24 protein-coding genes are annotated in these 26,415 nt (G+C 37.7%); 12 read left to right on the top strand and 12 right to left on the bottom strand.

What is annotated here, in order from left to right:
* Positions 1–24: 24 nt before the first annotated feature.
* The gene (gene queC / locus M997_RS05225) at positions 25–723 is read left to right on the top strand and encodes a 7-cyano-7-deazaguanine synthase QueC (RefSeq protein ID WP_064719056.1); all 699 of its coding nucleotides are present in this window, start codon (positions 25–27) and stop codon (positions 721–723) included.
* Positions 724–856: 133 nt separating this feature from the next.
* Here queC and M997_RS05220 read toward each other — a convergent pair whose 3' ends face one another.
* The 9 genes from M997_RS05220 to bolA all read right to left on the bottom strand — a co-directional run bounded on the left by M997_RS05220 (position 857) and on the right by bolA (position 11,858).
* The gene (locus M997_RS05220) at positions 857–1,264 is read right to left on the bottom strand and encodes an acyl-CoA thioesterase (RefSeq protein ID WP_064719055.1); all 408 of its coding nucleotides are present in this window, start codon (positions 1,262–1,264) and stop codon (positions 857–859) included.
* 267 nt (positions 1,265–1,531) lie between these two features.
* Positions 1,532–1,900 carry a ComEA family DNA-binding protein gene (locus tag M997_RS05215; RefSeq protein ID WP_239994676.1) on the bottom strand — a complete coding sequence of 123 codons (369 nt, stop codon included), beginning with the start codon at positions 1,898–1,900 and terminating at the stop codon, positions 1,532–1,534.
* 274 nt (positions 1,901–2,174) lie between these two features.
* A complete protein-coding gene (gene ppiD / locus M997_RS05210) occupies positions 2,175–4,052 on the bottom strand; it encodes a peptidylprolyl isomerase (protein WP_064719053.1) in 1,878 nt (625 codons plus the stop codon).
* Between the two features lie 479 nt (positions 4,053–4,531).
* The gene (hupB, locus tag M997_RS05205; RefSeq protein ID WP_036911695.1) at positions 4,532–4,807 is read right to left on the bottom strand and encodes a nucleoid-associated protein HU-beta; all 276 of its coding nucleotides are present in this window, start codon (positions 4,805–4,807) and stop codon (positions 4,532–4,534) included.
* Between the two features lie 214 nt (positions 4,808–5,021).
* Complete coding sequence (lon, locus tag M997_RS05200) at positions 5,022–7,382, bottom strand: endopeptidase La (protein ID WP_064719052.1); 2,361 nt, start codon at positions 7,380–7,382, stop codon at positions 5,022–5,024.
* A 260-nt stretch (positions 7,383–7,642) separates the two neighbouring features.
* Positions 7,643–8,914 (bottom strand): ATP-dependent protease ATP-binding subunit ClpX, encoded by a 1,272-nt coding sequence (gene clpX / locus M997_RS05195; RefSeq protein WP_064719051.1) that lies wholly within the window; start codon positions 8,912–8,914, stop codon positions 7,643–7,645.
* A gap of 122 nt (positions 8,915–9,036) precedes the next feature.
* Positions 9,037–9,660 (bottom strand): ATP-dependent Clp endopeptidase proteolytic subunit ClpP, encoded by a 624-nt coding sequence (gene clpP, locus M997_RS05190; RefSeq protein WP_064719050.1) that lies wholly within the window; start codon positions 9,658–9,660, stop codon positions 9,037–9,039.
* 257 nt (positions 9,661–9,917) lie between these two features.
* Positions 9,918–11,222: a trigger factor gene (tig, locus tag M997_RS05185; protein ID WP_064719049.1), complete on the bottom strand. Its 1,305-nt coding sequence runs from the start codon at positions 11,220–11,222 to the stop codon at positions 9,918–9,920.
* Positions 11,223–11,543: 321 nt separating this feature from the next.
* A complete protein-coding gene (gene bolA, locus M997_RS05180; protein WP_064719048.1) occupies positions 11,544–11,858 on the bottom strand; it encodes a transcriptional regulator BolA in 315 nt (104 codons plus the stop codon).
* A 268-nt stretch (positions 11,859–12,126) separates the two neighbouring features.
* On the opposite strand from bolA, the gene M997_RS05175 reads away from it, so the two are divergent.
* Both M997_RS05175 and ampG read left to right on the top strand, forming a co-directional pair.
* A complete protein-coding gene (locus M997_RS05175; protein WP_064719047.1) occupies positions 12,127–12,705 on the top strand; it encodes a YajG family lipoprotein in 579 nt (192 codons plus the stop codon).
* A 53-nt stretch (positions 12,706–12,758) separates the two neighbouring features.
* Positions 12,759–14,279: a muropeptide MFS transporter AmpG gene (gene ampG, locus M997_RS05170; RefSeq protein ID WP_064719046.1), complete on the top strand. Its 1,521-nt coding sequence runs from the start codon at positions 12,759–12,761 to the stop codon at positions 14,277–14,279.
* Positions 14,280–14,377: 98 nt separating this feature from the next.
* On the opposite strand, the gene dbpA is transcribed toward ampG, so the two are convergent.
* Entirely contained in the window at positions 14,378–15,751 is a 1,374-nt protein-coding gene (gene dbpA, locus M997_RS05165; RefSeq protein ID WP_064719045.1) for an ATP-dependent RNA helicase DbpA, read from the bottom strand.
* 379 nt (positions 15,752–16,130) lie between these two features.
* On the opposite strand from dbpA, the gene M997_RS05160 reads away from it, so the two are divergent.
* From M997_RS05160 to M997_RS05130, 7 genes are all read left to right on the top strand, one after another.
* A complete protein-coding gene (locus M997_RS05160) occupies positions 16,131–16,892 on the top strand; it encodes a nucleoside-specific channel-forming Tsx family protein (RefSeq protein ID WP_064719044.1) in 762 nt (253 codons plus the stop codon).
* A 495-nt stretch (positions 16,893–17,387) separates the two neighbouring features.
* Positions 17,388–18,344, top strand: a complete 957-nt coding sequence (cyoA, locus tag M997_RS05155) for a cytochrome o ubiquinol oxidase subunit II (protein ID WP_064719043.1) — start codon at positions 17,388–17,390, stop codon at positions 18,342–18,344.
* Between the two features lie 4 nt (positions 18,345–18,348).
* Entirely contained in the window at positions 18,349–20,331 is a 1,983-nt protein-coding gene (cyoB, locus tag M997_RS05150; RefSeq protein WP_064719042.1) for a cytochrome o ubiquinol oxidase subunit I, read from the top strand.
* Complete coding sequence (locus tag M997_RS05145; protein ID WP_064719041.1) at positions 20,331–20,942, top strand: cytochrome o ubiquinol oxidase subunit III; 612 nt, start codon at positions 20,331–20,333, stop codon at positions 20,940–20,942. The genes cyoB and M997_RS05145 overlap by 1 nt, the downstream gene beginning before the upstream one ends.
* Positions 20,942–21,274: a cytochrome o ubiquinol oxidase subunit IV gene (locus M997_RS05140; protein WP_064719040.1), complete on the top strand. Its 333-nt coding sequence runs from the start codon at positions 20,942–20,944 to the stop codon at positions 21,272–21,274. Before M997_RS05145 ends, M997_RS05140 begins: the two co-directional genes overlap by 1 nt.
* 11 nt (positions 21,275–21,285) lie before the next feature.
* Positions 21,286–22,170 (top strand): heme o synthase, encoded by an 885-nt coding sequence (cyoE, locus tag M997_RS05135; RefSeq protein WP_064719039.1) that lies wholly within the window; start codon positions 21,286–21,288, stop codon positions 22,168–22,170.
* A 177-nt stretch (positions 22,171–22,347) separates the two neighbouring features.
* Positions 22,348–23,718, top strand: a complete 1,371-nt coding sequence (locus M997_RS05130; RefSeq protein WP_064719038.1) for an MFS transporter — start codon at positions 22,348–22,350, stop codon at positions 23,716–23,718.
* Positions 23,719–23,793: 75 nt separating this feature from the next.
* On the opposite strand, the gene M997_RS05125 is transcribed toward M997_RS05130, so the two are convergent.
* Complete coding sequence (locus M997_RS05125) at positions 23,794–24,285, bottom strand: YajQ family cyclic di-GMP-binding protein (protein ID WP_064719037.1); 492 nt, start codon at positions 24,283–24,285, stop codon at positions 23,794–23,796.
* A gap of 214 nt (positions 24,286–24,499) precedes the next feature.
* Here M997_RS05125 and panE point away from each other — a divergent pair, with 214 nt between their 5' ends.
* Together panE and yajL are read left to right on the top strand one after the other, a co-directional pair.
* Positions 24,500–25,420 (top strand): 2-dehydropantoate 2-reductase, encoded by a 921-nt coding sequence (gene panE / locus M997_RS05120; RefSeq protein ID WP_064719036.1) that lies wholly within the window; start codon positions 24,500–24,502, stop codon positions 25,418–25,420.
* On the top strand, positions 25,389–26,006 hold the full coding sequence (gene yajL / locus M997_RS05115) for a protein deglycase YajL (protein ID WP_064719035.1): 618 nt from the start codon (positions 25,389–25,391) through the stop codon (positions 26,004–26,006). The genes panE and yajL overlap by 32 nt, the downstream gene beginning before the upstream one ends.
* Before the next feature lie 49 nt (positions 26,007–26,055).
* Here the strand turns inward: yajL and M997_RS05110 are convergent, their stop codons facing one another.
* Positions 26,056–26,415, bottom strand: a complete 360-nt coding sequence (locus M997_RS05110) for a hypothetical protein (RefSeq protein WP_082918389.1) — start codon at positions 26,413–26,415, stop codon at positions 26,056–26,058.

Raw genomic sequence — 26,415 nt, 5'->3', positions numbered from 1 at the left:
AACTCAATATTCAGGAGTATTCTGATGAAAAAAACCGTCGTTGTCTTTAGTGGTGGACAAGATTCAACAACTTGTCTTATTCAAGCAATAGAACAATACGATGAAGTTTATTGCATCACTTTCAATTATGGGCAACGTCATAAAGAAGAAATTGAGGTAGCACAAAAAGTAAGTCAATTGCTTGGTGTTGTAGCTCATAAAGTATTAGATGTTAGTTTATTAAACGAGCTTGCCATTAGTAGCTTAACGCGTGACAACATTCCGGTACCTGATTTTAAAGAAAGTGAAGAAAGTAGTATTCCAAGTACTTTCGTACCTGGAAGAAACATTCTTTTTCTTACTTTAGCCGCTATTTATGCTTACCAAATTGGTGCTGAAAGTGTAATTACTGGTGTTTGTGAAACAGATTTCTCTGGCTATCCCGACTGTCGAGATGAGTTTGTTAAAGCATTAAATCATGCCGTTTCTTTAGGTATTGCTCGTGATATTAAATTTATCACTCCTTTAATGTGGTTAGATAAGGCACAAACTTGGGCATTAGCAGATTACTTCCACAGGTTGGATTTTATTCGCCATAATACTTTAACTTGTTATAACGGTATTCAAGGTGATGGATGTGGCGAATGTGCGGCTTGCCATTTAAGACAGCGCGGTTTGATGACTTATTTACAAAATAAAGACAGCATATTAAAAAGTATGAAAGAAAAAGTAGGTTTAAAATAAAAGATAAGTAATCAATATAAAGTTATTGTGCTTAATTTTATTAATAGTTAATAACTTTTTAATACAGTGATAATGTTTTTTTCACCATCACTGTATTAAATTACTAATTCTGCTAAAGACGGTTATATTTTATTTATTCTGATGATTGTCGTACATACTCTAGTTTTTCTCTTAATTGATCTGTTAGCATTAAAGCTTTTTTCGTATTAATATCAATTAAAACAAAGGTGACTAAAGCATCTGAAATGAGAACACCATCTTTTTTTCGTACTATTTTTTGAGAAAGTACACCGCTTTTGACACCAATTTCGGCCACATTGCAATCAACAATTAATTCATCGCCTAGATTTGCTGGTGTTCGATAATTAATATTGATGTTAGCGACTACAAGTGCTACGCCATTGCGCTTAAACCAAGAAAAATCTAAATGTTGCTCTATCCAATCCCATCGAGCTTGCTCTAAAAACTCAAGATAACGAGCATTATTAACGTGTTCAAAAATATCAAGATGAAATCCATAAACTTTAATTAATGTACTCATAATACTTTATTACCTCTTGATTATAATCATATACTTTATTGTGATAAAGCTATGTGCAATAAAATAAATACAGTCAAAATTTAGGGTAAGTCACAACCAATAGCAATTATTTTATTCTTCCATAAGATATAAACATATTATACTCAAAAATTGTGTTCCTTATATCAAAGTCAAATAAAGGAACACGTAAATTAGATCAATATATTATGCAAAAATAATTAATATCAGATGAATAATTACCAATTAGTAGATCAGTAAATACGGATACTATTCGCTAATCATTAAAAAATCTCGGTTTTGCTCAATCAACTTTGAGCTGATACCAAAGACTTTTTCTAATTGATCTACTGAAGTAAAATTTCCTAACTTTTCGCGATAATCAATAATTGCTTGAGCTTTTGCTTTGCCTATCCCTCGTAAAGTTATTAACTCATCAATTGACGCTTTATTTAAATCAATTTTATCCTCAGAGGCCGTTCGTATTTTTTGTTCTGAGTTTGACGTTACACGTTCAATGGGGATCGTTGTTGCAGTGTTTATCGATATATTCTCGTTTGCACAAGCAATAGATGACATACCAAGTCCCAAAGCAAAAAAAATTGATGTTATAAATGTTGATACTATTTTCTTATCCATATAAATAATCTCCTTTTTATAAAAAACACTTTGCTAATCAATGGTAAACAATCGTCATTGAGTGCAAAAAAATAGTGCCAATATTTCAATAAATAGACAATAACTGGAAATAAAAAACTCGAAGATGCTAGAAAAAATAAAAAATAACCTGCAAAGATTGCAAATGAGTGTCGGGATTTCTCTCAAATATTATTTTTTATTTTAGCGAATACTTTTTAAGTATAAAAAAACCCAGCTTCACGCTGGGTTTTAAAATTAATACATAGAGTAATATTTATTGATAATCTTTATCAAAGATTTCAATTTTTGCTTTTTCTCTTAAATCACTCAGCATTAACTGTAGCGCATCCTCACCCATTTGAGCACGATACAGGTTAGTCATAAATTCTAACTGTTCAGGTGTGGGTTTACCCTCTGTAACGCTGTCTAATTGAATAAGAACCACTTTGGTTCCTGGTACATTCGACATACCATATTCTTTTTTGCCTTCAATCGGCTTTGGCATAGCAAAAATAGCGCTTTGTACTGCATCCGTTGCTGATGAGTGAACAATACTTTCAACTTCACCAAAAGAGATATTGGCCGCTTTCATTGCTTCTTCGCCTTTACCTTCTTTTAACGCAGCCAATAATTTCTGAGCTTCTGCATTCATCACTTGAGAGGCTTTTTGCTGTTTTACTAAAAGAGCCACTTTGTCGTGAACTTTATCTAGTGGCTCAGTTGCTGAAGGTTTGTAACCTTCAACACGCACAATAAATGCGCTGTCATTGCCTAGTGTGATCATGTCTGAGTTCATTCCTGTTGGACCATTTTCATCAACTAATGAGCCACCAAAAATTAACTGAGTCAGTTTTTCATTGCTCAGTGCTGCAGGAACAGTATTTTCATCAAACCAATCAGTCTCAACAACAGTTACATTTCCAGCTGTAGCCGCTGGCGCTAACGTATCGTTGTCATTAGATGCAGCTTGACTTACTTTTTGTTGCAGCGCAAAAAAATCATCAATAGCTTTGTTTTCACGCATTTTCGCAATTAAGTCATCTTTAACGTCAGCAAAAGGCTTAACTACAGAGGCTTTCATGTCATCTAGGCGGAAAATAGCATAACCATTGCTAATTTTAACAGGTGTAGAGACTTGTCCTACTTCAGTTAAACTTGCGTTAGCGAGTTCGGGTAATTCTTGCCCAATAGTGATCCATCCTAAAGAACCATTTTGTTTAGCTGAAAAGGTATCTATTGATTTTTCTTTCACTAATGTAATGAAATCAGCGCCTTTTTTCAGTTCCTCTTCAGCAGCTTTTGCGGCAGCTTCATCAGCTAAAACAAGAATGCTATATTTTTTCTGACCCGGCGCTGTAAATTCACTGATATTACTGTCGTAATAAACTTTAGCTTCATCATCAGAAATATTGATATTGCTAAGGTCTTTTTGTGCATTCAGTTGAATATAGCTAACTTTAACTTGTTCTGGTGCAACGAACATCTGAGCATTTTGTTCATAAAACGCTTTAATTTCTTCGTCTGTTACTGTTTGTTTTTCAAGGAATGATTGAATATCTAATGTTGCTAAGCGCACATTGCGGCTTTGTAACATTAAGCCTGCAAATGAATTGACTTCACTTGCTAACGCAAAATCAGTACCTTGAATTGAATATTTAAGTTGCTGATTAATTAAGTTTTGGCGAATACCTTCAGCAAAAGCATCTGCATCAATATGGTTACTTTTCAATAAATCGACATATTTTTTGTTATCAAATTTGCCATCAGTTTGAAAGTAAGGCAGTGCAAAGATTGCATCTCTAATTTGCTGATCGCCCGCTGAAATACCAAGCTCTTGCGCAAATTGGTCAAGTAATGCTTGGTTAATTAGCAAGTCTAAAGATTGTTGACGAATTAATTTTTGCCCTTCTTCTGATGAAGCAAGTGCGGCAAAATTCTCACCCATATCTTGTTGTAATTGAGCACGACGTTGCTGGTAAGTCTGTTCTAACTGAGAACGGCTAATTTTTTGCCCATTAACTTCTGCAGCATCATTAACGCCGGAACTAAATAAATATCCGCCCACACCAGTTAGGACGAAAGAGAGGATGATCACAGCCAGTAATACCTTGATAAATGGATTATTAGCAGTTGAACGAATGTTGTCCATCATAACGAGACTAGGCTCCGTTTGGTGAAATAAAAAATTATTTTTATCAGTGTTGCACGACTATTTTGAGCACAGCGAAAAATAATATGCTCATTGCTGGCCTAATATCAAAATGTCACACCACGCGACAATCCATAGAAATAGCCAGTCCCGTATTAAACGTACAGCCTTAACATGCACAGTCTATAACCAGGAACAAAATAAACAGCATTATTTGATTCATTGATTAACACAATCATTTAACTAACCACTGAATCATTCATTGCTGCCTATTTCGGTTATAGAACAACGCGCTATTCTATCAAATGACTACTCTAGTTTCACGCGTTATCGCCAGAGAATACAAGGTTTAATCGCTATTTAGAACCTAAAAAAAGAAAAGCGCATCTATTTAAGATGCGCTTAATTTCTTAATTGATACGCTTTCTGTCTACTGATAACAATATTGTTATTACAAGTGTATAGAGATAACGCTCAAAATATTACTGATTTACTGCGTCTTTTAAACCTTTACCAGCACGGAATGCAGGTACTTTTGCAGCTTCAATCTGAATTTCTTTACCCGTTTGTGGGTTACGGCCAGTACGCGCTGCGCGATCACGCACAGTGAAAGTACCGAAACCTACTAATGCTACATCATCACCTTTTTGTAAAGATTCAGTGATTGAAGCAACCAGTGCATCTACAACACGACCTGCAGCTGCTTTTGAGATATCTGCATTTGCAGCGATTTTGTCGATCAGTTGAGTTTTGTTCACGCTTTCATCCCCATAATTTTATGCGTTATTTTTCACCAATAATGGTAAATTTTGCAAACGTCGTTATATCAAGCCTTTTTAGATATAGCAAGACCGATAAAACAGCATTATTAATTAAAATCCTCATTAAATTAGCGACACAAAAAAAGGCTGGCAAGCTTTTATTGCTTATCCAGCCTTACTTTTAGCTATAATTTATGACTAACATCACTATTTAGTGAGATTTGTTAGTCTCTACTTCCATGCCAAAAGGCGAATTTTGCAGAGCTAACGATAAAACTTCCTCAATTGTTTTCACTGGGTGAATATCCAGATCCGCAACAATATTTTCAGGAATTTCTTCTAAATCACGTTTGTTTTCATCAGGGATAAGAACTGTCTTAATTCCACCACGATGTGCTGCAAGTAGCTTTTCTTTTAATCCACCGATAGGCAATACCTGTCCACGTAACGTAATTTCACCCGTCATTGCAACATCCGAACGAACTGGATTTCCGGTTAAACTGGAAACCAGCGCTGTACACATGGCAATACCTGCACTTGGGCCGTCTTTTGGTGTCGCACCTTCAGGCACGTGTACGTGCATATCGCGTTTTTCATAGAAGTCGCCATTGATGCCAAGTTTATCAGCTCGAGCACGAACAACGGTCATCGCTGCTTGAATTGACTCTTGCATTACTTCACCTAATGAACCTGTAAAGGTTAGTTTACCTTTACCCGGAACACTCGCAGTTTCAATGGTCAGTAAATCACCACCAACTTCAGTCCACGCTAAGCCTGTTACCATACCAACCCGGTTTTCCGTATCAGCACGACCGTAGTCAACTTTACGTACACCTAAGTAGTCTTTGAGATTATCTTCGTCAATCTCAATATGTTTTATGGTGCTATCCATAAGCAATTGTTTAACTGCTTTACGGCACAGTTTAGAAATTTCACGTTCTAAGCTACGTACGCCCGCTTCACGTGTGTAATAACGGATAATACCCATAATTGCACTGTCATGGATCTTCAGCTCGCTCTCTTTCAGCGCATTACGCTCAATCTGTTTTGGCAGCAAATGCTGTTTAGCAATATTAAGCTTTTCGTCTTCGGTATAACCTGATAAGCGGATAACTTCCATACGGTCTAGCAGCGGTGCTGGAATGTTCATCGAGTTAGACGTTGCCACAAACATCACATCAGAAAGATCGTAATCCACTTCCAGATAATGGTCATTAAATGCGATATTTTGTTCTGGATCTAACACTTCTAACAGTGCAGATGCAGGATCACCACGCATATCCGATGACATTTTATCAATCTCATCTAACAAGAAAAGTGGGTTTTTAACGCCAACTTTCGCCATTTTCTGGATAAGTTTACCCGGCATTGAACCAATATAGGTACGACGATGACCGCGGATTTCCGCTTCATCACGTACACCACCCAATGCCATACGAACATATTTACGACCTGTCGCACGAGCAATAGATTGACCCAGCGAGGTTTTACCCACCCCAGGAGGTCCTACCAAGCACAGGATTGGGCCTTTAATTTTGCTGACACGTGACTGTACCGCGAGATACTCAAGAATACGTTCTTTAACACGCTCTAAGCCATAATGATCCGTATCAAGTACTTCTTGCGCCTTCACTAAGTCTTTTTTCACTTTGCTACGGCTATTCCACGGAACTTGAACCATCCAATCGATATAACTACGTACCACTGTTGCTTCTGCAGACATTGGCGACATCATCTTCAATTTTTGAAGTTCTGCTTCTGTCTTTTCTTTTGCCTCTTTTGGCATTTTTGCAGCATCAATTTTACGTTTCAGCGATTCCATTTCATCAGGCGCATCATCCATCTCGCCTAATTCTTTTTGAATTGCTTTCATCTGCTCATTGAGATAGTACTCGCGTTGGCTTTTTTCCATCTGTTTTTTAACGCGGTTACGAATGCGTTTTTCAACTTGTAACAGATCGATTTCTGACTCCATCATCGCCATTAAATATTCAAGGCGTTCCGTAACATCAGACATTTCAAGCACAGCTTGCTTATCTTTTAGTTTCAGCGGCATATGAGAAGCAATGGTGTCTGCTAATTTCGCCGATTCTTCAATAGCATGTAAAGAGGCTAATACCTCTGGCGGAATTTTTTTATTCAGTTTGATATAACCTTCAAACTGATTAATCGCAGTACGATTTAGTACTTCTTGTTCGCGCTCATCAACATCGGGAGTTTCAAGGTACTCTGCTTTCGCTTGAAAATATTCACCGTTATCCGATAGCGTCGTAATTTTGGCACGACGAATACCTTCGACAAGCACTTTAACTGTTCCATCTGGCAATTTTAGCATCTGTAAAACCGATGCTACTGTACCGACAGAAAAAAGATCATTAACACCTGGTTCATCAGTAGATGCATCTTTCTGCGCAACCAGCATGATTTGTTTGTTGTCGTTCATCGCAGCTTCTAAGCAATGAATTGATTTTTCACGACCAACAAACAACGGGATCACCATATGCGGATATACAACGACATCACGTAATGGCAATACAGGTATTTCAATACGTTCTGGACGCTCAGGATTCATAGAGCTCTCTCTTCGTTTTTAGCTTAACGCTTTTACAGGTAATTTTATTCGCATGTCACCAAATAAAATTAATTCCACGGATTGTCAAAATATATAAGGGCACTTTTCTGACATTCAATAGCCTTACCCATTAAAAAAACAAAATGAGGGAAAAATCCCTCATTTTTATCACGTTGGCGCGCTTTATCTTACTTTTCTCACCCTTTTAGTGAGAGAAAAAAGATAATGTCAGACAAGAGACATTGCCAATGTACGGTGAATTATTCACCTGATGCCTGATTTTCTGGTTGACTATAAATAATCAACGGCTCAGATTTTCCATTGATAACACCTTCATCAATGACAACTTTCTGCGCATTTTCAAATGAAGGCAGATCATACATCGTATCAAGTAATGCCGCTTCAACAATAGAACGTAAACCACGAGCACCCGTTTTGCGTACCATCGCTTTTTTCGCTATCGCTGTTAGTGCTTCTTTACGGAACTCTAAATCTACACCCTCTAAATTAAACAGTGCCTGATACTGTTTTGTCAGTGCATTTTTAGGTTCTTGTAGAATTTGAATCAGTGCATCTTCGCTTAATTCACCTAACGTTGCTACTACAGGTAAACGTCCAATAAACTCAGGGATCAAACCAAATTTAATCAGATCTTCTGGTTCAACTTGAGCAAGCAATTCACCTTCACTGGCTTTTTCATTCTGGCTTTTTACTTCTGCGCCAAAACCAATGCCAGAATGGGTATTTAAACGTTGTGCAACAACTTTATCTAGCCCAGCAAAAGCACCACCACAAATAAAGAGAATTTTAGAAGTATCAACCTGTAAAAACTCTTGTTGTGGGTGTTTACGTCCACCTTGAGGCGGAACAGATGCCACCGTACCTTCAACTAATTTCAGCAATGCTTGCTGTACACCTTCACCAGAAACATCGCGTGTTATTGATGGGTTTTCAGACTTACGGGTGATTTTGTCAATTTCATCAATATAGACAATACCACGTTGTGCTTTTTGTACGTCGTAATCACATTTTTGTAGGAGTTTTTGAATAATGTTTTCAACATCTTCACCTACATAACCAGCTTCAGTCAGTGTTGTGGCATCTGCCATTGTAAAAGGTACGTCAAGGTAACGAGCCAGTGTTTCTGCTAATAATGTTTTACCACTACCGGTTGGCCCAATTAGCAGAATATTACTTTTTCCAAGCTCAACACCATTGGCTTTATCACCATTACGCAGACGCTTATAGTGATTATAAACGGCAACCGCCAACACTTTTTTCGCGAGTTCCTGACCGATAACATAGTCATCAAGGTGTTTACGGATTTCATGTGGCGTTGGTAATTCACTGCGTTCATGATGAGGTGCCAGTTCTTTTATTTCTTCACGAATGATGTCAACACAAAGATCAACACATTCATCACAGATATAAACCGACGGACCAGCGATCAGTTTCTTCACTTCATGCTGGCTTTTCCCGCAGAAAGAGCAATACAGAAGCTTCCCTGAGCTATCTTTGCGCTTATCTGTCATCAGTCAACCTCACTTAGTTATTCTTCCTGTGATTTCACAAGAAGAAGAAAGACTTTTTCAATAAATGGAGATATTCATTTCCTTTATGTCGTTATAAACACAAAGGAAACATTTTAAATTTATTAGCTACGTTGCGTATAAACTTTATCCACTAAACCGTATTCTAACGCTTCATTCGCAGATAAGAAACGATCACGCTCAGTGTCTCTCTCTATTTCTTCAATAGATTTACCTGTATGTTGAGCCATTAACTCATTCATACGAGATTTCACTTTTAAAATTTCTTGTGCGTGGATTTGAATATCTGTTGCCTGACCTTGGTAACCACCTAAAGGCTGATGAATCATAACGCGTGAATTTGGTAAACAGATACGTTTACCTTTTGCGCCAGCAGATAATAAAAACGCCCCCATTGAACAAGCTTGGCCCATACAAATAGTACTTACATCTGCTTTAATATATTGCATAGTATCGTAAATCGACATACCCGCAGTAATAACACCACCTGGTGAGTTAATATACAAGTTGATGTCTTTTTCTGGATTTTCTGCTTCTAAAAACAGCATTTGGGCAACAATTAGATTTGCCATATGGTCTTCGACTTGACCTGTCAGAAAAATAATACGTTCTTTTAGTAAACGAGAATAAATATCGTAAGAACGTTCTCCACGCGAAGTTTGCTCGATAACCATCGGCACCAGAGCCATATTAGGTGCGAATTGTTCCTGTGAGTCGTTAAATGACATGTCTGTCTCCTATTGCATTCTTATTGGTGCCAATGACAACAATTTTACTTGAGATAATTGATCATGACCATTTCTAATGATCTAATCTCTCACAAGACATTCAAGGCGCCTCGCGAGGAGTGATAAAGAGAATATAGAATTATCTGGAGATAATCGCTCAAATTTCAAGACAAAATTTGATAAAAATACATAAACTGAAAAAAACCCGTGGTAAAAACCACGGGTTTTTGCTTCAAACCGTTAATCGCGGTTAAAAATTAGCCCATTTGAACTTGATTCATCAGTTCAGTGAAGCCAGTTTCTTTTTCAGATACTTTAGCATTTGCTAAGATTTTTTCTACCGCTTGCTCTTCTAACGCAAGATTACGAATATTATTCATCAGTTGTTCGTTCTTGTTGTAGAACTCAACAACTTCTGATGGATCTTCGTAAGCTGAAGCCATTTCGTTGATCAGTGCATTAACGCGCTCATCTTCGGCTTTCAGTTCGTTAGTATTGATCACTTCGCCTAACAGTAATCCTACGATCACGCGACGTTTAGCTTGTTCTTCAAACAATTCACGAGGTAATTGCAGAGCTTGTTGCTCATCACCACCAAAACGTTGTGCTGCTTGACGTTGCAGAACTTCGATTTCGCTGTCAACTGCGGCTGCAGGAACATCGATTTCATTTGCATTAACTAAACCATCAATCACTTGTGATTTAACACGAGTACGGATTGCATTTTTCAGTTCACGTTCCATATTTTTACGTACTTCTGCACGTAAACCTTCAATAGAACCATCAGCAATACCGAAACGTTTGATAAACTCTTCAGTTAATTCTGGCAGTTCACGCTCTTCAACTTTTTTCAGGTTGATAGCGAACTGTGCTTTTTTACCTTTCAGGTTTTCAGCATGGTAATCTTCAGGGAAAGTCACATCAACAGTGAACTCTTCACCAGCTTTATGACCGATAACGCCATCTTCAAAACCTGGGATCATACGGCCTTGGCCCATTGCCAATACGAAATCTTCAGCTTTTCCGCCTTCGAATTCTTCACCGTCGATAGAACCATTGAAATCTACAGTTACACGATCTTCAGCTGCAACTTCACCGTCTTTATCTTTCCACTCAGCTTGCTGTTTACGCAGAGTTTCCAACATGTTGTCGACATCTTCGTCTTTTACTGTAACAACAGGTTTTTCAACTTCAATGCTTTCCAGACCTTTCAGTTCGATTTCTGGGAAAACTTCGAATTCTACGGCGTAAACAAAATCTTCGCCTTCTTTGTACTGCTCTGGTTTGTAATCAGGCGCGCCAACTGGGTTTACTTTATGTTCGATGATAGCGTTAATGAAATTACGCTGCATCAAATCACCCAGAACATCATTCAGTACAGACATACCGTAACGCTGTTTAACCATAGACATTGGAACGTGACCTTTACGGAAACCATCAATGCGAACAGTTTTAGCAGCTTTTTTCAGTTCACTGTCTACAGCAGTTTGGATATCAGCGGCTGGTACGGTGATTGTGACACGACGCCCTAGGCCTTGAGTCGTTTCAACAGAAACTTGCATCTTGTTACCTCAAAATAAGTTTTAGTGCTCGGTCTACTTTAAAGAAGTGCGTATGACATTGCATATTCGCGCTTATCTTTTTGTTTCAGAACCGGGGCCGCCACATTTAAAAAAACGAGGATCCCTGATATCAGAAGCATCCCGAAACCTTACTGAAAATTAGACGCGACATTATAACGATCTAGAGGGGGTGAGTCGAGAAAGAGCCGTTTTATTCCGCAATTTTTTCGCGAAAACGGGCTTACCGTTCCTTTTTCATCCCATAAAGAACAAAAAACACGCATCCTAGAATTAATTTGAATGCAGTTAACTACAACTTAGTTAATCTTCTTGGCTGCCGCCACGACATCCTGGAGAGCGTAATGCTTTATCTTGCTGCTCATTCCATTCACTAAGTGTAAATGTATGCAATGCGAGTGCATGAACACCATTATCAAGCTCATGTGTTAGTGTTTGGTATACATCACGATGGCGAGAAACACTGCGCTTATCATTAAAAGTATCACTGACAATGATCACTTTAAAGTGGCTTTCAGAACCATCTGGCACATTATGACGATGGCTTTCGTTTATTACTTGTAAAAAATGCGGTGAAAAGCGTGAAATCAGCTTATTCTCAATATCATCATGGATCATTTCTGCCTCGATAAAATAACACTCTTAACTTCTTTCAACTTTGCTGATGATAATCGCCTATTTTTCATCTTGAGTAAAATACTTGGCTTAAAAATGTTAAAAGACATGATATAAAAGACGTTAATTTGAAATAAAATCAATTGATAAAATCAGATAATTTCATCTTTTGAGGGGATATTAGCGGCTCATTAGCAGTGGTATGATAGACTCAATTTAATCATCCTTTCTGCTGCTAAAATCAGCAGATATATTTAACTGAGATTATCCCATGATAAAAAATTTACTCTGTGCTTTTTTTGCATTAACAATGCTTGCGGGTTGTGCTGCACCGACCAATAAACTGACGATAGAGCCTAAGTTATCAGTACCAGCAGCCGATCCTACTATGCGACCAATTTCACTGAATATCTCAAGCCAAGATAAACGTCCATCTCAAACCTTAGCGGAAATTAACCGCAATGGTAAGTTAGATTCGCTTGTGCCGACTCGTGACGTGGCTTTTTTAATGCAAGAAATTCTACAAAAGCAAATGACTGCTCGTGGTTTTATGATTGGCTCTCCGGCTGCCGCAGATGTCATTATTACTATCAATAAACTAAAAGCAGATGTAGGTGAAGGCAGCGTGCGCCATAACATTAGTACAATGGCTGATGTATCCATTATTGTTACTTTGCCAAGTGGAAACTCAACCACCAAAACATTCCGCACTAGCTATAACGTTCAAGGCCCATTTGGTGCAACCAACGAAAAAATCGCAGCTGCAATTAATAATGTTTTAACTGAACTTGTCAGTGATATGGCAAAGGACTCTTCAGTGAGCCAATTTATCAAATCTAATGCTCGCTAATTAAATTACAACACTGCCTGTCACTTTTTACAGGCAGCCAAAAGGAATTTTGCATGGTTCAGCCCGCCTTTAAACAAACCACATGGTATAAATCATTTATTTTACTTCTATTAGGTTTCACTTCTGGCTTGCCCTTAGCGTTAACCGCAGGAACATTACAAGCATGGATGACAATAGAAAACATTGATTTAAAAACTATTGGTTTTTTCTCATTGGTGGGACAGGCTTATGTATTTAAATTTCTTTGGTCCCCGTTTATGGATCGTTATACTCCGCCTTTTCTCGGTAGACGCCGAGGCTGGATGTTATTAACACAAATAGGTCTTGTAGCGGGTATCGCAGGAATGGGTTTTTTAAATCCAACAAGCCATTTATGGTGGCTCGCTTCTTTAGCGGTGGTTGTTGCTTTTTGTTCCGCTTCTCAAGATATTGTTTTCGATGCTTATAAAACCGATATTCTAAAAGCTGATGAGCGTGGTACAGGGGCTGCGGTATCTGTTCTTGGCTATCGTATTGCAATGTTAGTTTCTGGTGGTATGGCTTTATGGTTAGCTGATAAATATATTGGCTGGCAAAATATGTATTGGTTAATGGCAGCATTAATGGGTATCGGTATTTTAGCTACTTTGTTAGCACAAGAACCCCAAATGGCAGCAAAACCACCACGAACACTGTCTGAAGCCGTTGTTAAACCGTTATATGAATTCTTTTCACGCAATAATGCATGGCTAATTTTATTACTCATTGTGCTATATAAAATGGGCGATGCTTTCGCTCTTAGCCTTAGTACAACCTTTTTAATTAGAGGTGTTGGCTTTGATGCCGGTGAAGTTGGGTTAATTAATAAAACTTTCGGATTAGCAGCCACTATTGTAGGAGCTTTATTGGGTGGTTTATTAATGCGTAACTGGAGTTTATTCAAAGCGTTAATGTTTTTTGGTATTTTACAAGGTGGTTCAAATATTGGTTATTGGTATTTAGCTATTTCAGAACAAAATATCTATACCATGGGCGCAGTGGTTGCATTAGAAAATATTTGTGGTGGTATGGGTACAGCGGCTTTTGTTGCACTATTAATGACACTTTGCCATCAATCATTCTCAGCGACTCAATTTGCCTTACTTTCAGCACTCTCTGCAATTGGCCGTGTTTATGTTGGTCCTGTAGCTGGTTGGTATGTAGAAAGTCATGGTTGGGAAGCCTTTTACCTTTTTTCTATTATTGCTTCTGTACCTGGGCTTTTCTTATTGTTAATTGCAAAAGATACCCTTATTTATACACAAAAAACAGGCGAGTTTCTTCGAAGAACGCTATTTATTAAACAATACCATTTTGCTATTTATGGCTTGATATTTACTGTGTTTTTATTCTTATGCAGCTTAACGTTAGTGATTATTAATTCATTAACAGGTCTTACTATGCTGCAATCTGTTGCATTCATTCAAAAAATAGACACTGAAATGCTAAGTAATTGGGCAACAAATCTCTTTTTATATGGTGTGATTATCGGTGCTATTAGCCTTATTGTCGGCACAGTATTAGATTATTTAGCATTAAGAAAAACAGTACATTAATTAATAAGTAACTAAATAATTTATTACCCACAATGCAAAAGGACAGCTAATGCTGTCCTTTTATTATTCTATTTTGATAAATCGCCGTTAAAACTTATTTATCTAAACAATCTCACTTTAACTGATTTACCTTTAATTTTACCTTGTTGCAGCTGTTTCCATACTTGTTTAGCAATGGATTGTTTTACCGCAACATAGGCATGAGTTGGGTTAATCATAATTTTGCCAATATCGGCGCCATTAAAACCCATATCACCTGTTAATGCCCCTAAAATATCACCTGGGCGCATTTTTGCTTTTTTACCACCATCAATACAAATTGTTGCCATCGTCGCTTCAAGAGGTGTGATTGGTAAAGCATTTGGTACTGTTAACCAATTAAGTTTCATATGAAGCATTTCTTCTAATGCATTTGCACGTTGAATTTCTTCTGGTGCACAAAAACTAATAGCTAATCCACTTTCGCCAGCGCGAGCAGTACGGCCAATACGATGTACATGAACTTCAGGATCCCATGATAATTCGTAATTAATTACCATTTCTAACGCTTTAATATCAAGTCCACGCGCTGCAACATCGGTTGCAACCAACACTCGACAACTACCATTAGCAAAGCGGATTAGCGTCTGATCTCGCTCTCTTTGTTCCATATCACCATGTAAAGCAAGCACACTTTGGTTGCTTTCTGTTAGCGTTTCATAAACCTCTTGGCAATCTTTTTTGGTATTACAAAATACAACACAAGAAGCCGGTTGCTCACGACTTAATAATTTTTGTAATAATCCAACTTTTCCATAGCGAGACACTTCATAAAACTGTTGTTCAACAGCGGGTAATTCATCAACTGAGTTAATTTCAATTGTTAATGGATTTTGTTGAATTCGACGACTAATTGCTGCAATTTCATCAGGCCATGTTGCTGAGAATAGTAATGTTTGACGCTGTGTTGGCATCTGATTGATGATACTATTGATATCATCAAAAAAACCCATATCCAACATGCGATCTGCTTCATCAAGCACGAGAGTTTTAACATCGCTTAAAGTTACAGTCTCTTTTCTCAGGTGATCAAGCAATCTACCAGGTGTCGCTACAATAATATGAGCGGCATGAATAAGCGAATCACGCTGGATGCTAAAAGGCACACCGCCACATAGTGTTAGTACCTTAATATTAGGAAGATAACGAGCAAGACGGCGTAATTCATTAGCGACTTGATCTGCCAGCTCGCGTGTAGGACACAGCACTAATGACTGAGTGTTAAATTGTTTAGCATCGATGTGTTGTAATAATCCCAAACCAAAAGCAGCAGTTTTGCCACTTCCTGTTTTTGCCTGAGCACGGACGTCTTTCCCTGCCAGAATTGCTGGTAAAGCAGCTTCCTGAACAGGTGTCATAGTTAAGTAACCAAGTTCATTTAGGTTATCAAGTTGTTCGGTAGGAAGTGCGTTAAGTTCAGCAAATGAGGTCACAATGAAAATTCCGAATAATAAGTAAATAAAGTAAAAAAACAGATATCGCGCAATGATACTATCCCTTCACTGCTGTGTCGTGAGGTATTTTTATTCAGTTATCGCTATATTTTGACCAAAAAAAGCTTTTAAATACCTTATTAATTACATCTTTCTTCACTTAAAATAAATTAGCAAAACTGCACCCACCGTGAAATAATAAAAATAAATTAAATAATATAAATATTGCGACAAAAAAATTCAAATTAACATTCTAAAAAACAACCCAGCAAGCAGCATAATAATTTACAAAAGATAATTTAATAAATTATAATTCCAAAATAAATAAAAAAACAAATTCACCTTAATTATAATCCATCAATAAATCTAAAGTTAATTTATGATAAAAGAAACGTCTCTATTTGTTATCGCAACTATATTTTCATTATCAGCTCAAGCCAATTATTTAGGGGGATTCGCTAGTAGCAGTATTAACTACCTTGATTGGACACAACACACAACACACAAAACAGGCAATACTACGCATAAAGATGATTTTGCTTACTTAGAACTAGAAGGAGGCGTTAATTTTTCATGGGGTGAGTTTTATGGATTTTTTGATTTAGAGAATCCATTTAATCGCCGAATCACTCAACCAGGACATAATCAACGCTATGCAACGAAAACGACTGGGCGTATTTATCTAGGAAAGAGTAATTTTAATCTTTATGGCCATGTCTATGGTGTCTGGTCACTACCAAGTCAAAAATATGGAGGGAATTTTCATGAAATAAATACACTTTATGGGATTGGTTATAATACCCAATTTGCTAATTTATGGTTTAAACCTTTTATTGCCTTTCATTATGTTGACCAAACTTTTTATTCCGGTAACAACGGCTATGTGGCAGGTTGGGTTGCTGGATATGATTTTTCTTTATATCAGCAAAAATTTAGCCTGACTAATTGGCATGAAATGGAGTTTAACCGTAATAAAAATTATGGCAATGGAGGGAAAAATGGATTTAATGGCGCTTTAGCATTTTGGTGGCACGTAACTCCTTCTATTACGACTGGTGTTCAATATCGTTATGCGTATAAAAAGTTAGGAGAAAACTTCTTACAAGACGGTATTGTTTATAGCTTAAAATATAACTTTTAATAACTAATTGTTAATTTTTATTACGGTGGATGTCTATTTATCCGCTGTAATGTCTTTTTCACTATTAATAGCCATTATTCTTGTTAGATATTTAAACTCGATAAAAAGATATATTTCAATACTAAACTTCAAGTTATAACCAAAGAGTGACATTAAACATCAGTATAACGAAAATTCACTTCATCAACTCTCCTCTGACCTCCAATTGAATATTTTTCAAACAAAACATCATTTCTTACATTTTTTTCTACGATTTTATTTGTAAAAATATGTATTTATTTTAGAAACATGTTATTTTATGAAAATCTCGTTAATATCCAATAATTAAATTAACATTTACGTAATAGTTTGATTACTTGTGATCACATTAACACAAAAGACCAACCATTCACCCACTTACCATTACAATTGTTTACACTGCCGCAACCTTACCGTAAAATGTCCTTACTGATACTGATGAAACAACAATAGAACCTTTGTCATTTGGGTCGTTGGATGAGACTTATGAAATACATAAAAAGTATTGGGACACTCTCGCTATTAGCAGCTGCACTTTTACTCAGTGGCTGTGACATGGCGTTAATGAATCCCAAAGGCGCTATCGGCGCTGAACAAAAAACATTAATCCTTATCGCTCTTGGTTTAATGTTAATTGTTGTGATACCGGTAATTGTGATGGTGATCGTTTTTGCTTATCGCTACCGTGAATCCAATACTAAAGCCACTTATAGCCCAAACTGGGCTCACTCAAATAAAATTGAACTCGTCGTTTGGACTGTGCCAATTATCATTATCGTGATTTTGGCGAGCATTACATGGAAAACAACCCATGAGCTTGATCCTTATAAACCACTAGATTCAACAGTAAAACCAATTACTATTGAAGTTATTTCAATGGATTGGAAATGGTTATTTGTCTACCCAGAACAAGGTATCGCTACAGTTAATGAACTGGCTTTCCCTACTAATGTTCCTATTAATTTCAAAATCACATCTGACTCTGTAATGAACTCATTCTTTATTCCTCGCTTAGGTGGCCAAATCTATGCGATGGCAGGAATGCAGACCAAACTCCATCTTATTGCAAATGAGCCTGGTGAATATCAAGGTATGTCAGCAAGCTATAGCGGACATGGCTTCTCTGATATGAAATTTACTGCAATAGCAACGCCTGATCAGGCGGGTTTTGATGCATGGGTTGAGAAAGTAAAACAATCATCAGATACATTAAATACGACCGCTGCATTTGATGAACTTGCTAAACCAAGCCAGAAAAATCCAGTGACCTACTATTCAAGCGTGAAGCCAATGTTATTCCAAGAGACCATATCTAAATTTGGACACACTGGACATGGTGCTCACGGTGGCAACGATCAGACAGCACAACAGCACTCTGATGCGGCGATGAATATGAACATGAGCCATGCGGCACATGCAGGAGCAGAGGAATAAAAGCATGTTCGGAAAATTAACTCTCGATGCAATACCGCTACACGAACCAATCATTATTATTACATTAATTGGTATCGTTCTGGGTGGGCTTGCTGTTGTTGGCGCTTTAACTTACTTCCGTAAATGGAAATGGTTATGGAGCGAGTGGTTAACCAGCGTTGACCACAAAAAAATTGGTATTATGTATATCATCGTAGCGATGGTCATGATGTTCCGTGGCTTTGCCGATGCGATAATGATGAGAAGCCAACAGGCGCTCGCCTCTGCGGGTGAAGCAGGCTTCTTACCGCCACATCATTATGATCAAATCTTTACAGCTCACGGCGTTATCATGATTTTCTTCATGGCAACCCCTTTTGTTGTTGGTTTGATGAACCTTGTCGTTCCACTACAAATTGGTGCGCGTGACGTTGCATTCCCATTCTTAAACTCATTGAGCTTCTGGTTCTTTGTTGTCGGCGTGCTGCTTATCAACATCTCTTTGGGTATTGGTGAATTTGCACAGACAGGTTGGTTAGCATATCCGCCACTTTCTGGTTTGGAATACAATCCGGGGGTCGGGGTCGATTATTGGATATGGAGTTTACAGATATCCGGTATTGGTACGCTACTAACAGGTGTTAACTTCTTCGCGACTATCTTGCGTATGCGTGCACCTGGTATGAGCATGATGAAAATGCCAGTATTCTCATGGGCAGCGTTATGTACTAACGTCCTGATTATTGCTGCATTCCCAATTTTGACCGTCACTATCACCCTACTCACTTTAGACCGCTATCTTGGTACGCATTTCTTTACCAATGATATGGGCGGTAACATGATGATGTACATCAACCTAGTTTGGGCTTGGGGTCATCCAGAAGTTTATATTCTTGTTCTTCCTGTCTTCGGTGTTTTCTCTGAAGTTACAGCAACATTCTCGAAAAAACGGCTATTTGGTTATACCTCATTAGTAGGTGCGACCGTGGTTATTACCGTATTGTCATTTATTGTTTGGTTACACCACTTCTTTACTATGGGGTCGGGTGCAAACGTCAATGCCTTCTTTGGTATAGCCACTATGATTATCGCCATACCTACCGGGGTTAAAATCTTCAACTGGTTGTTTACGATGTACCAAGGTCGCATTGAGTATAAAAGCCCAATGTTATGGACTATCGGCTTCCTGATCACTTTTTCTGTCGGCGGGATGACAGGTGTTCTATTAGCCGTTCCTGGCGCAAACTTCGTTTTACATAACAGCCTATTTTTAATTGCGCACTTCCATAACGTTATTATTGGTGGTGTTGTCTTTGGTTGTTTCGCGGGTATGACTTATTGGTTCCCTAAAGCATTTGGCTTCACACTAAATGAAAAATGGGGTATCCGTGCATTCTGGTTCTGGTTTATCGGCTTCTTTATGGCATTTATGCCGCTGTATATCCTTGGTTTTATGGGTATGACTCGTCGTTTAAGCCAAAACATCAACCCAGAATTTAACCCAATGCTACTCGTTGCTGCTGGTGGTGCGGTGCTGATTGCTATCGGTATTGCATGTCAAGTAGTACAAATTTACGTTAGTATCCGTGACCGTCATGAAAACCGCGATTTAACCGGTGACCCGTGGGGTGGGCGTACTCTGGAATGGTCAATCTCTTCTCCAGCACCTTTCTATAACTTCGCTACAGAACCACAAGTTAAAACTCGTGATGATTGGTGGGATCAAAAAGAAAAGGGTACTGCTTATCAACGCCCTGCTAAATATGAGCCAATCCACATGCCTAAAAACACAAGTGCAGGTGTGATTATTTCGGCATTTAGCTTAATACTTGGTTTTGCCATGATCTGGCATATCTGGTGGTTAGCTATCGTTGGCTTCGCTGGCATGATCGTGACTTGGATCGTTAAGAGCTTTGATACTGATGTTGATTACTACGTTCAAGTCCCAGAGATTGAAGCTATCGAGAATAAGCATTATGAAGAACTGAAAGAAGCAGGTGTGAAATAATGTCTACTCAAACTGTAAATAACGCAAACGCCCATGAGCATCATGGGCATCACGATGCAGGAGCAACGAAAGTATTTGGCTTCTGGATCTACTTAATGAGCGACCTTATTCTGTTTGCTAGCTTATTCGCAACTTATGCGGTGCTTGTTAACGGAATTGCAGATGGCCCATCAGGTAAAGAAATTTTTAGCTTACCTTTTGTTTTGGTAGAAACCTTCTTACTGTTGTTTAGTAGTATTACTTTTGGTTTTGCCATGCTGAGCATGAATAAAGGTAGTGTCAGCCGAGTTAATCTTTGGTTATTTGTCACTTTCTTATTCGGTTTAGGTTTTGTCATCATGGAAGTCTATGAATTCCATGAATTAATCGCAGAAGGTTATGGTCCTGACCGTAGCGCATTCTTATCAGCTTTCTTTGCTTTAGTTTCAACGCATGGTCTTCACGTTACTGCGGGCTTAATTTGGATTGTAATCATGATGATCCAGGTTTCACGTCGTGGTCTAACAGAAGTAAACCGTACTCGTTTAAGCTGTTTAAGCCTGTTCTGGCACTTCCTTGACGTTGTCTGGATCTGTGTCTTCACTGTAGTTTATCTGATGGGGGCTATGTAATGAGTCATTCTAATACCTCTCCTTCAGGCGCAAGCCACGGCAGTATGAAGTCTTATCTGATTGGCTTTATTCTGTCAGTTATCCTTACCGTTATTCCTTTTTGGATGGTAATGGAAGGAACAGCAACACCAGCAACTATTCTGTGGACTGTCGTCGGCATGGCCGTCGTGCAAATTGTGGTTCATTTAGTTTGTTTCTTACATATGAACACTTCTTCAGAAGAGCGTTGGAACGTTACTGCATTCTTGTTCACACTGCTTATTATCGGTATTGTCGTAGTAGGCTCACTGTGGATTATGTACAACCTGAACATCAATATGATGATGGATTAAGGGTTGTTATTATGATTAAGCAATACCTACAAGTCACCAAACCAGGAATTATCTTCGGTAATTTAATTTCTGTTATCGGTGGTTTCCTTCTCGCCTCTAAAGGCGAGATTGATTACCCCCTCTTTTTCGCGACTTTACTTGGGGTATCTCTGGTCGTTGCTTCTGGTTGTGTTTTTAACAACTATATTGACCGTGATATTGACCGTATCATGGAAAGAACGAAGAACCGCCCATTAGTTAAAGGATTGATCGATCCACAAGTTAGTCTTATTTATGCTGCCGTATTAGGTATTGCAGGTGTTGTACTGCTCTATGTAGCCGCAAATCCACTTGCTATGTATATCGCTGTATTTGGCTTTATTATTTATGTAGGGGTATATAGCCTTTATATGAAGCGTAAATCTGTTTATGGCACCCTAATCGGAAGCTTATCTGGCTCTGCTCCACCAGTTATCGGCTATTGTGCTGTCAGTGGTGAGTTTGATGCTGGTGCGATGATCTTGCTATTAATCTTTAGCTTGTGGCAAATGCCTCATTCTTATGCTATCGCTATATTTCGTTTTAAAGACTACCAAGCTGCGAACATTCCTGTATTACCTGTTATAAAAGGTATTTCAGTCGCGAAACGCCATATCATTCTTTATATTTTAGCGTTTATGATTGCAACATTAATGCTAACGCTGGTGGGTTACGCCGGTTATAAATACCTGATTGTGGCTTCAGCTGTCAGTATTTGGTGGTTAGGCATGGCGTTATCCGGCTATAAAGCGACTAATGATAAAGTATGGGCACGAAAATTATTTATTTTCTCTATCGTTGCCATTACTTCGCTTAGCGTGATGATGTCTGTTGATCCAACAAGTTCAACCGAAACTGTATTTGCATATCTAAGATAATGCATTTTCAATAGATAGCTTAAATAATGCCAGTCAGAGTCTGACTGGCATTTTCTTTATTATTTATTACTGTTTAAAGTCGTATCAGTACAGTTTTACCTTTTTTGAATACCATTTATTGATTAACCTCACCAAGAAATGTCATTACAATGGGGTATCAGTAATATGAGGTAATCCATGAATGATAATAAAATGACCCCACTAGAGCGCAAAGCAACTTGGGGGCTAGGGACTGTTTTCTCTCTTCGCATGCTTGGCATGTTTATGGTACTTCCAGTTTTAACCACTTATGGGCTCCAGCTACAACACGCAACAGAATCACTTATCGGATTAGCCATTGGTATTTATGGTTTAACACAAGCTATTTTTCAAATTCCATTTGGTTTCTTCTCTGATAAATTTGGCCGAAAACCAATGATTATTTTCGGCCTGATTATCTTTATTTTAGGTAGCCTAATTGCTGCGTTAAGTGACAATATTTACGGCATTATTATTGGTCGAGCATTACAAGGTGCGGGTGCAATTTCTTCTGCCGTAATGGCCTTATTGTCAGACTTAACCAGAGAGCAAAATCGGACTAAAGCCATGGCATTTATTGGTATTAGTTTTGGTATTACCTTTGCTTTAGCGCTGGTTTTAGGCCCTATTTTGGCCAACATTATTGGCTTAAATGGTCTATTTTGGGGAATCGCACTACTCGCTTTCTGCGGTATCATTATTACTTTATTCACAGTACCTAATAGTGAAAATCATATTCTTAACCGTGAGTCGAGTTTTGTTCGTGGTAGTGTAAAAAAAGTCTTATTTGATGCACAACTTCTTAAGCTCAATGCGGGTATTTTCTCTCTGCATACTTTGTTAATGGCAGCATTTGTCGCACTTCCTTTAGTAATGAGCAAAGCGGGTTTAGCACCAGAAAAACATTGGATTGTTTATCTAGTAACAATGCTAATTGCATTTATTACCGTTTTACCTTTTATTATTTATGCAGAGAAAAAACGTAAAATGAAACAGATCTTTTTGTTCTGTATTTTTTTACTCATGATTGCTCAAGTAATTTTAATTAGCTCTGGTTCAACACTATGGTTAATTATTGCAGGGATCCAAATCTTCTTTATTGGCTTTAATATTATGGAAGCTTTATTGCCTTCACTTATTAGCAAAGAAGCCCCTGCCGGTTATAAAGGTACAGCAATGGGAGTTTATTCCACCAGCCAATTTCTAGGCGTTGCACTAGGCGGTATTTTAGGTGGATGGTTATATCAACATTATGATGCACAGATTGTTTTTGGCGGTTGTTTGCTTATTGCCGTTATGTGGTTTGCTATTAGCTTAACATTACGCCAACCACCTTATGTCAGTAGCTTGCGAGTCGAACTACCAACAGGCTTATCGCCAATACAACAGCAACAACTTCAACAATTATTTAGTCAACAACCCGGTGTCAATGAAGTTGTTATTATTGCAAATGAGCAAAGCGCTTATATTAAAGTTGATACCAAACAGACCCCAAGAGCCACATTAGAATCTTTAGTGCTTTCTGTGTAATAAATAGCTGTAGAGTGTAAATAAACAATAGAAATGAAAACGCGCTGGTAAACAGCGCATTTCTTAATGAAAAAATTAATCGCGGAAATTATTAAATTGAAAAGGTTGCCCTAATTCACCCTCTCGCACTAATTTCATCACACCTTGTAAATCATCGCGAGATTTACCAGTAACACGAACTTGTTCACCTTGGATTTGAGCCTGAACTTTCAATTTACTGTCTTTAATGAGTTTAACAATCTTCTTTGCCAGCGCTGCATCAATGCCCTGCTTTAATGTCGCTTCTACGCTATACATTTTTCCGCTGTGAGTCATCTCTTCAGGGATATTCAACACGGCACCATCGATCCCTCTTTTTGCCATTTTCTCACGCAGAATATCTAATAACTGCTGAACCTGAAACTCAGATACACTGGTTGTTTTAACGGATTCTGTTTTTTCGTTTAGCTCAAAGCTAGCCTCAACATTACGAAAATCCCAACGAGTCGTCAGTTCACGTTGTGCGTTTTCAACCGCATTACGCACTTCATGTAAGTCAACTTCAGATACAATATCAAAAGATGGCATTCTTTCTTCCTCAATAAATAAATACAACCCGAATAATAGCTGTTTTTAAGGCAGCAAAAAAGTATTGAGCACCGAATAGCACTCTTTATTGATCATTTGAAAGCAAACATACTTTAAACAGCCAAGCTTAATCAATGATATAATTTTCATGACAACGCGGTTGGACAAATAATGCATAGCCACCTGTTTGCCATTTAACAGGAGAAAAGACTCAATGAAAATTACCGTATTAGGATGTGGTTCAATAGGTAAACTTTGGATTGCCGCACTCACACTTCAATCGCATGAAGTACAAGGATGGCTTAGAGTTCCTCAATCTTTTTTAGAGGTAAATGTAGACTCCATTAAAGGTCATGCATTTAATCAACGTATTTTTGCTAATCAAAAAGAAGTATTAAAAGAGTGTGAATTACTTATTGTTTGCCTAAAATCTTGGCAAGTTTCAGATGCTGTTAATAACCTTTTACCTCATCTTTCTGCACAATGTCCTATTCTATTAATTCACAATGGAATGGGAACTATCGATGAACTTCCTGTCTCTGAACCCCCGACAGCTAGAGCTATTTTACAAGGTGTCATTACACATGGTGCTTACCAGCAAGGACAAGATGTTATTCATTCAGCAGAAGGTATCACCCATATAGGACCTCTTAATTTTGCTGCTCGCCAATATAGTTTTTTAGCAGAAATCTTACACCACGCACTCCCTGATGTAGCTTGGCACAATGATATCCATACTATTAGCTGGCTCAAGCTAGCTGTAAATTGTGTTATTAATCCTTTAACCGTTTTTTATCAATGTCGAAATGGTGATTTGCTCCGTTACCCCGAACATATTCAAACAGTGTGTGATGAGGTTTACCAAGTAATGGAAAGAGAAGGTGTTATTCCAACTTCAAAGATGCATTTACATGGCTATATTATTGATACAATAGAACAAACTGCTAATAATTATTCATCCATGTATCAAGATATAAAATATCAGCGTCACACAGAAATCGATTACATTACAGGTTATCTATTACGTCGCGCATCAGAGCAAGGGCTCGTATTGCCAGAAAATAACCGTCTTTTTCAATTTATAAAACAAAAGGAAGGCAATTATGACCATATCAGCACTCATCTGCCTAGCTAATGGCAGTGAAGAAACTGAAGTTGTTACGACAGCAGATTTATTGATTAGAGCGGGAATCAAAGTTGTATTAGCCAGCGCTGAAGATGACGTTGATGAATTAATTATTACTTGTTCACGAGGTATCAAACTTGTCGCGGATGCACCACTTGTTCGAGTAGTTGATCATCACTATGATGCGATAATCTTACCCGGTGGATTACAAGGCTCTGAAACATTAAAAGACAGCCCATTAGTGGTTGAAAAAGTGCGCCGTATGCACAGCGAAAATAAACTTGTTGCGGCTATCTGCGCAGCTCCTGCTATTATTCTTGAACATCATAATATTTTTCCTATTGGAAATATGACGGGATTTCCTGCATTAAAGAATAAAATATCGCCAAAGAAATGGGTTGATTACCGTGTCTATTTTGATGAAAGAGTTAACTTAATTACTAGCCAAGCACCGGCAACGTCTATTGATTTTGCGCTAAAAATTATTGAGCGTTTAAAAAGTAAAGAAGCTGCTGCCGAAGTCGCCAAACAACTTGTATTACCACCAGGTATTTATAATTATCAAGATGAATTTACTGGTTTTGGAGATAAGTAATTTATTATAACCGCTAATATCTATTCTTACTTTAGTGGTTATAAATTTATTAATTGATTAATCTTAAATATTGTTCTTTTTTTATGATAATCTGTAAGTGCCCTTTATATTCCTCTATCTTACCAAATCCACATATTTTTTTATTTTCTAATAAAAACAATGAACCAAATTTTTTATTAAACATACCCAAATCACTCTTCCAAATTAAAAAAGTAATATTTTTATTTGGATATTTATTGTCTAAGTTTATTAATATTCGTTTATTTAGATCTCTTACTTCAAAAACAACGCCACAAACTAACAGTGATTCATTTACATGAAATGGCGCTTTATTAGCATTAATTGATGAGCTAGCAAAAGCTGTTGGTATTGATAGCAAAATAACTAATATTATTTTAAAGAAATTCAT

The organism is Proteus hauseri ATCC 700826 (assembly GCF_001654965.1).
GTDB classification, from domain to species: domain Bacteria; phylum Pseudomonadota; class Gammaproteobacteria; order Enterobacterales; family Enterobacteriaceae; genus Proteus; species Proteus hauseri.
The sequence above is the reverse complement of the archived record's forward strand: the minus strand, read 5'-3'. Positions and strand labels throughout refer to the sequence as shown.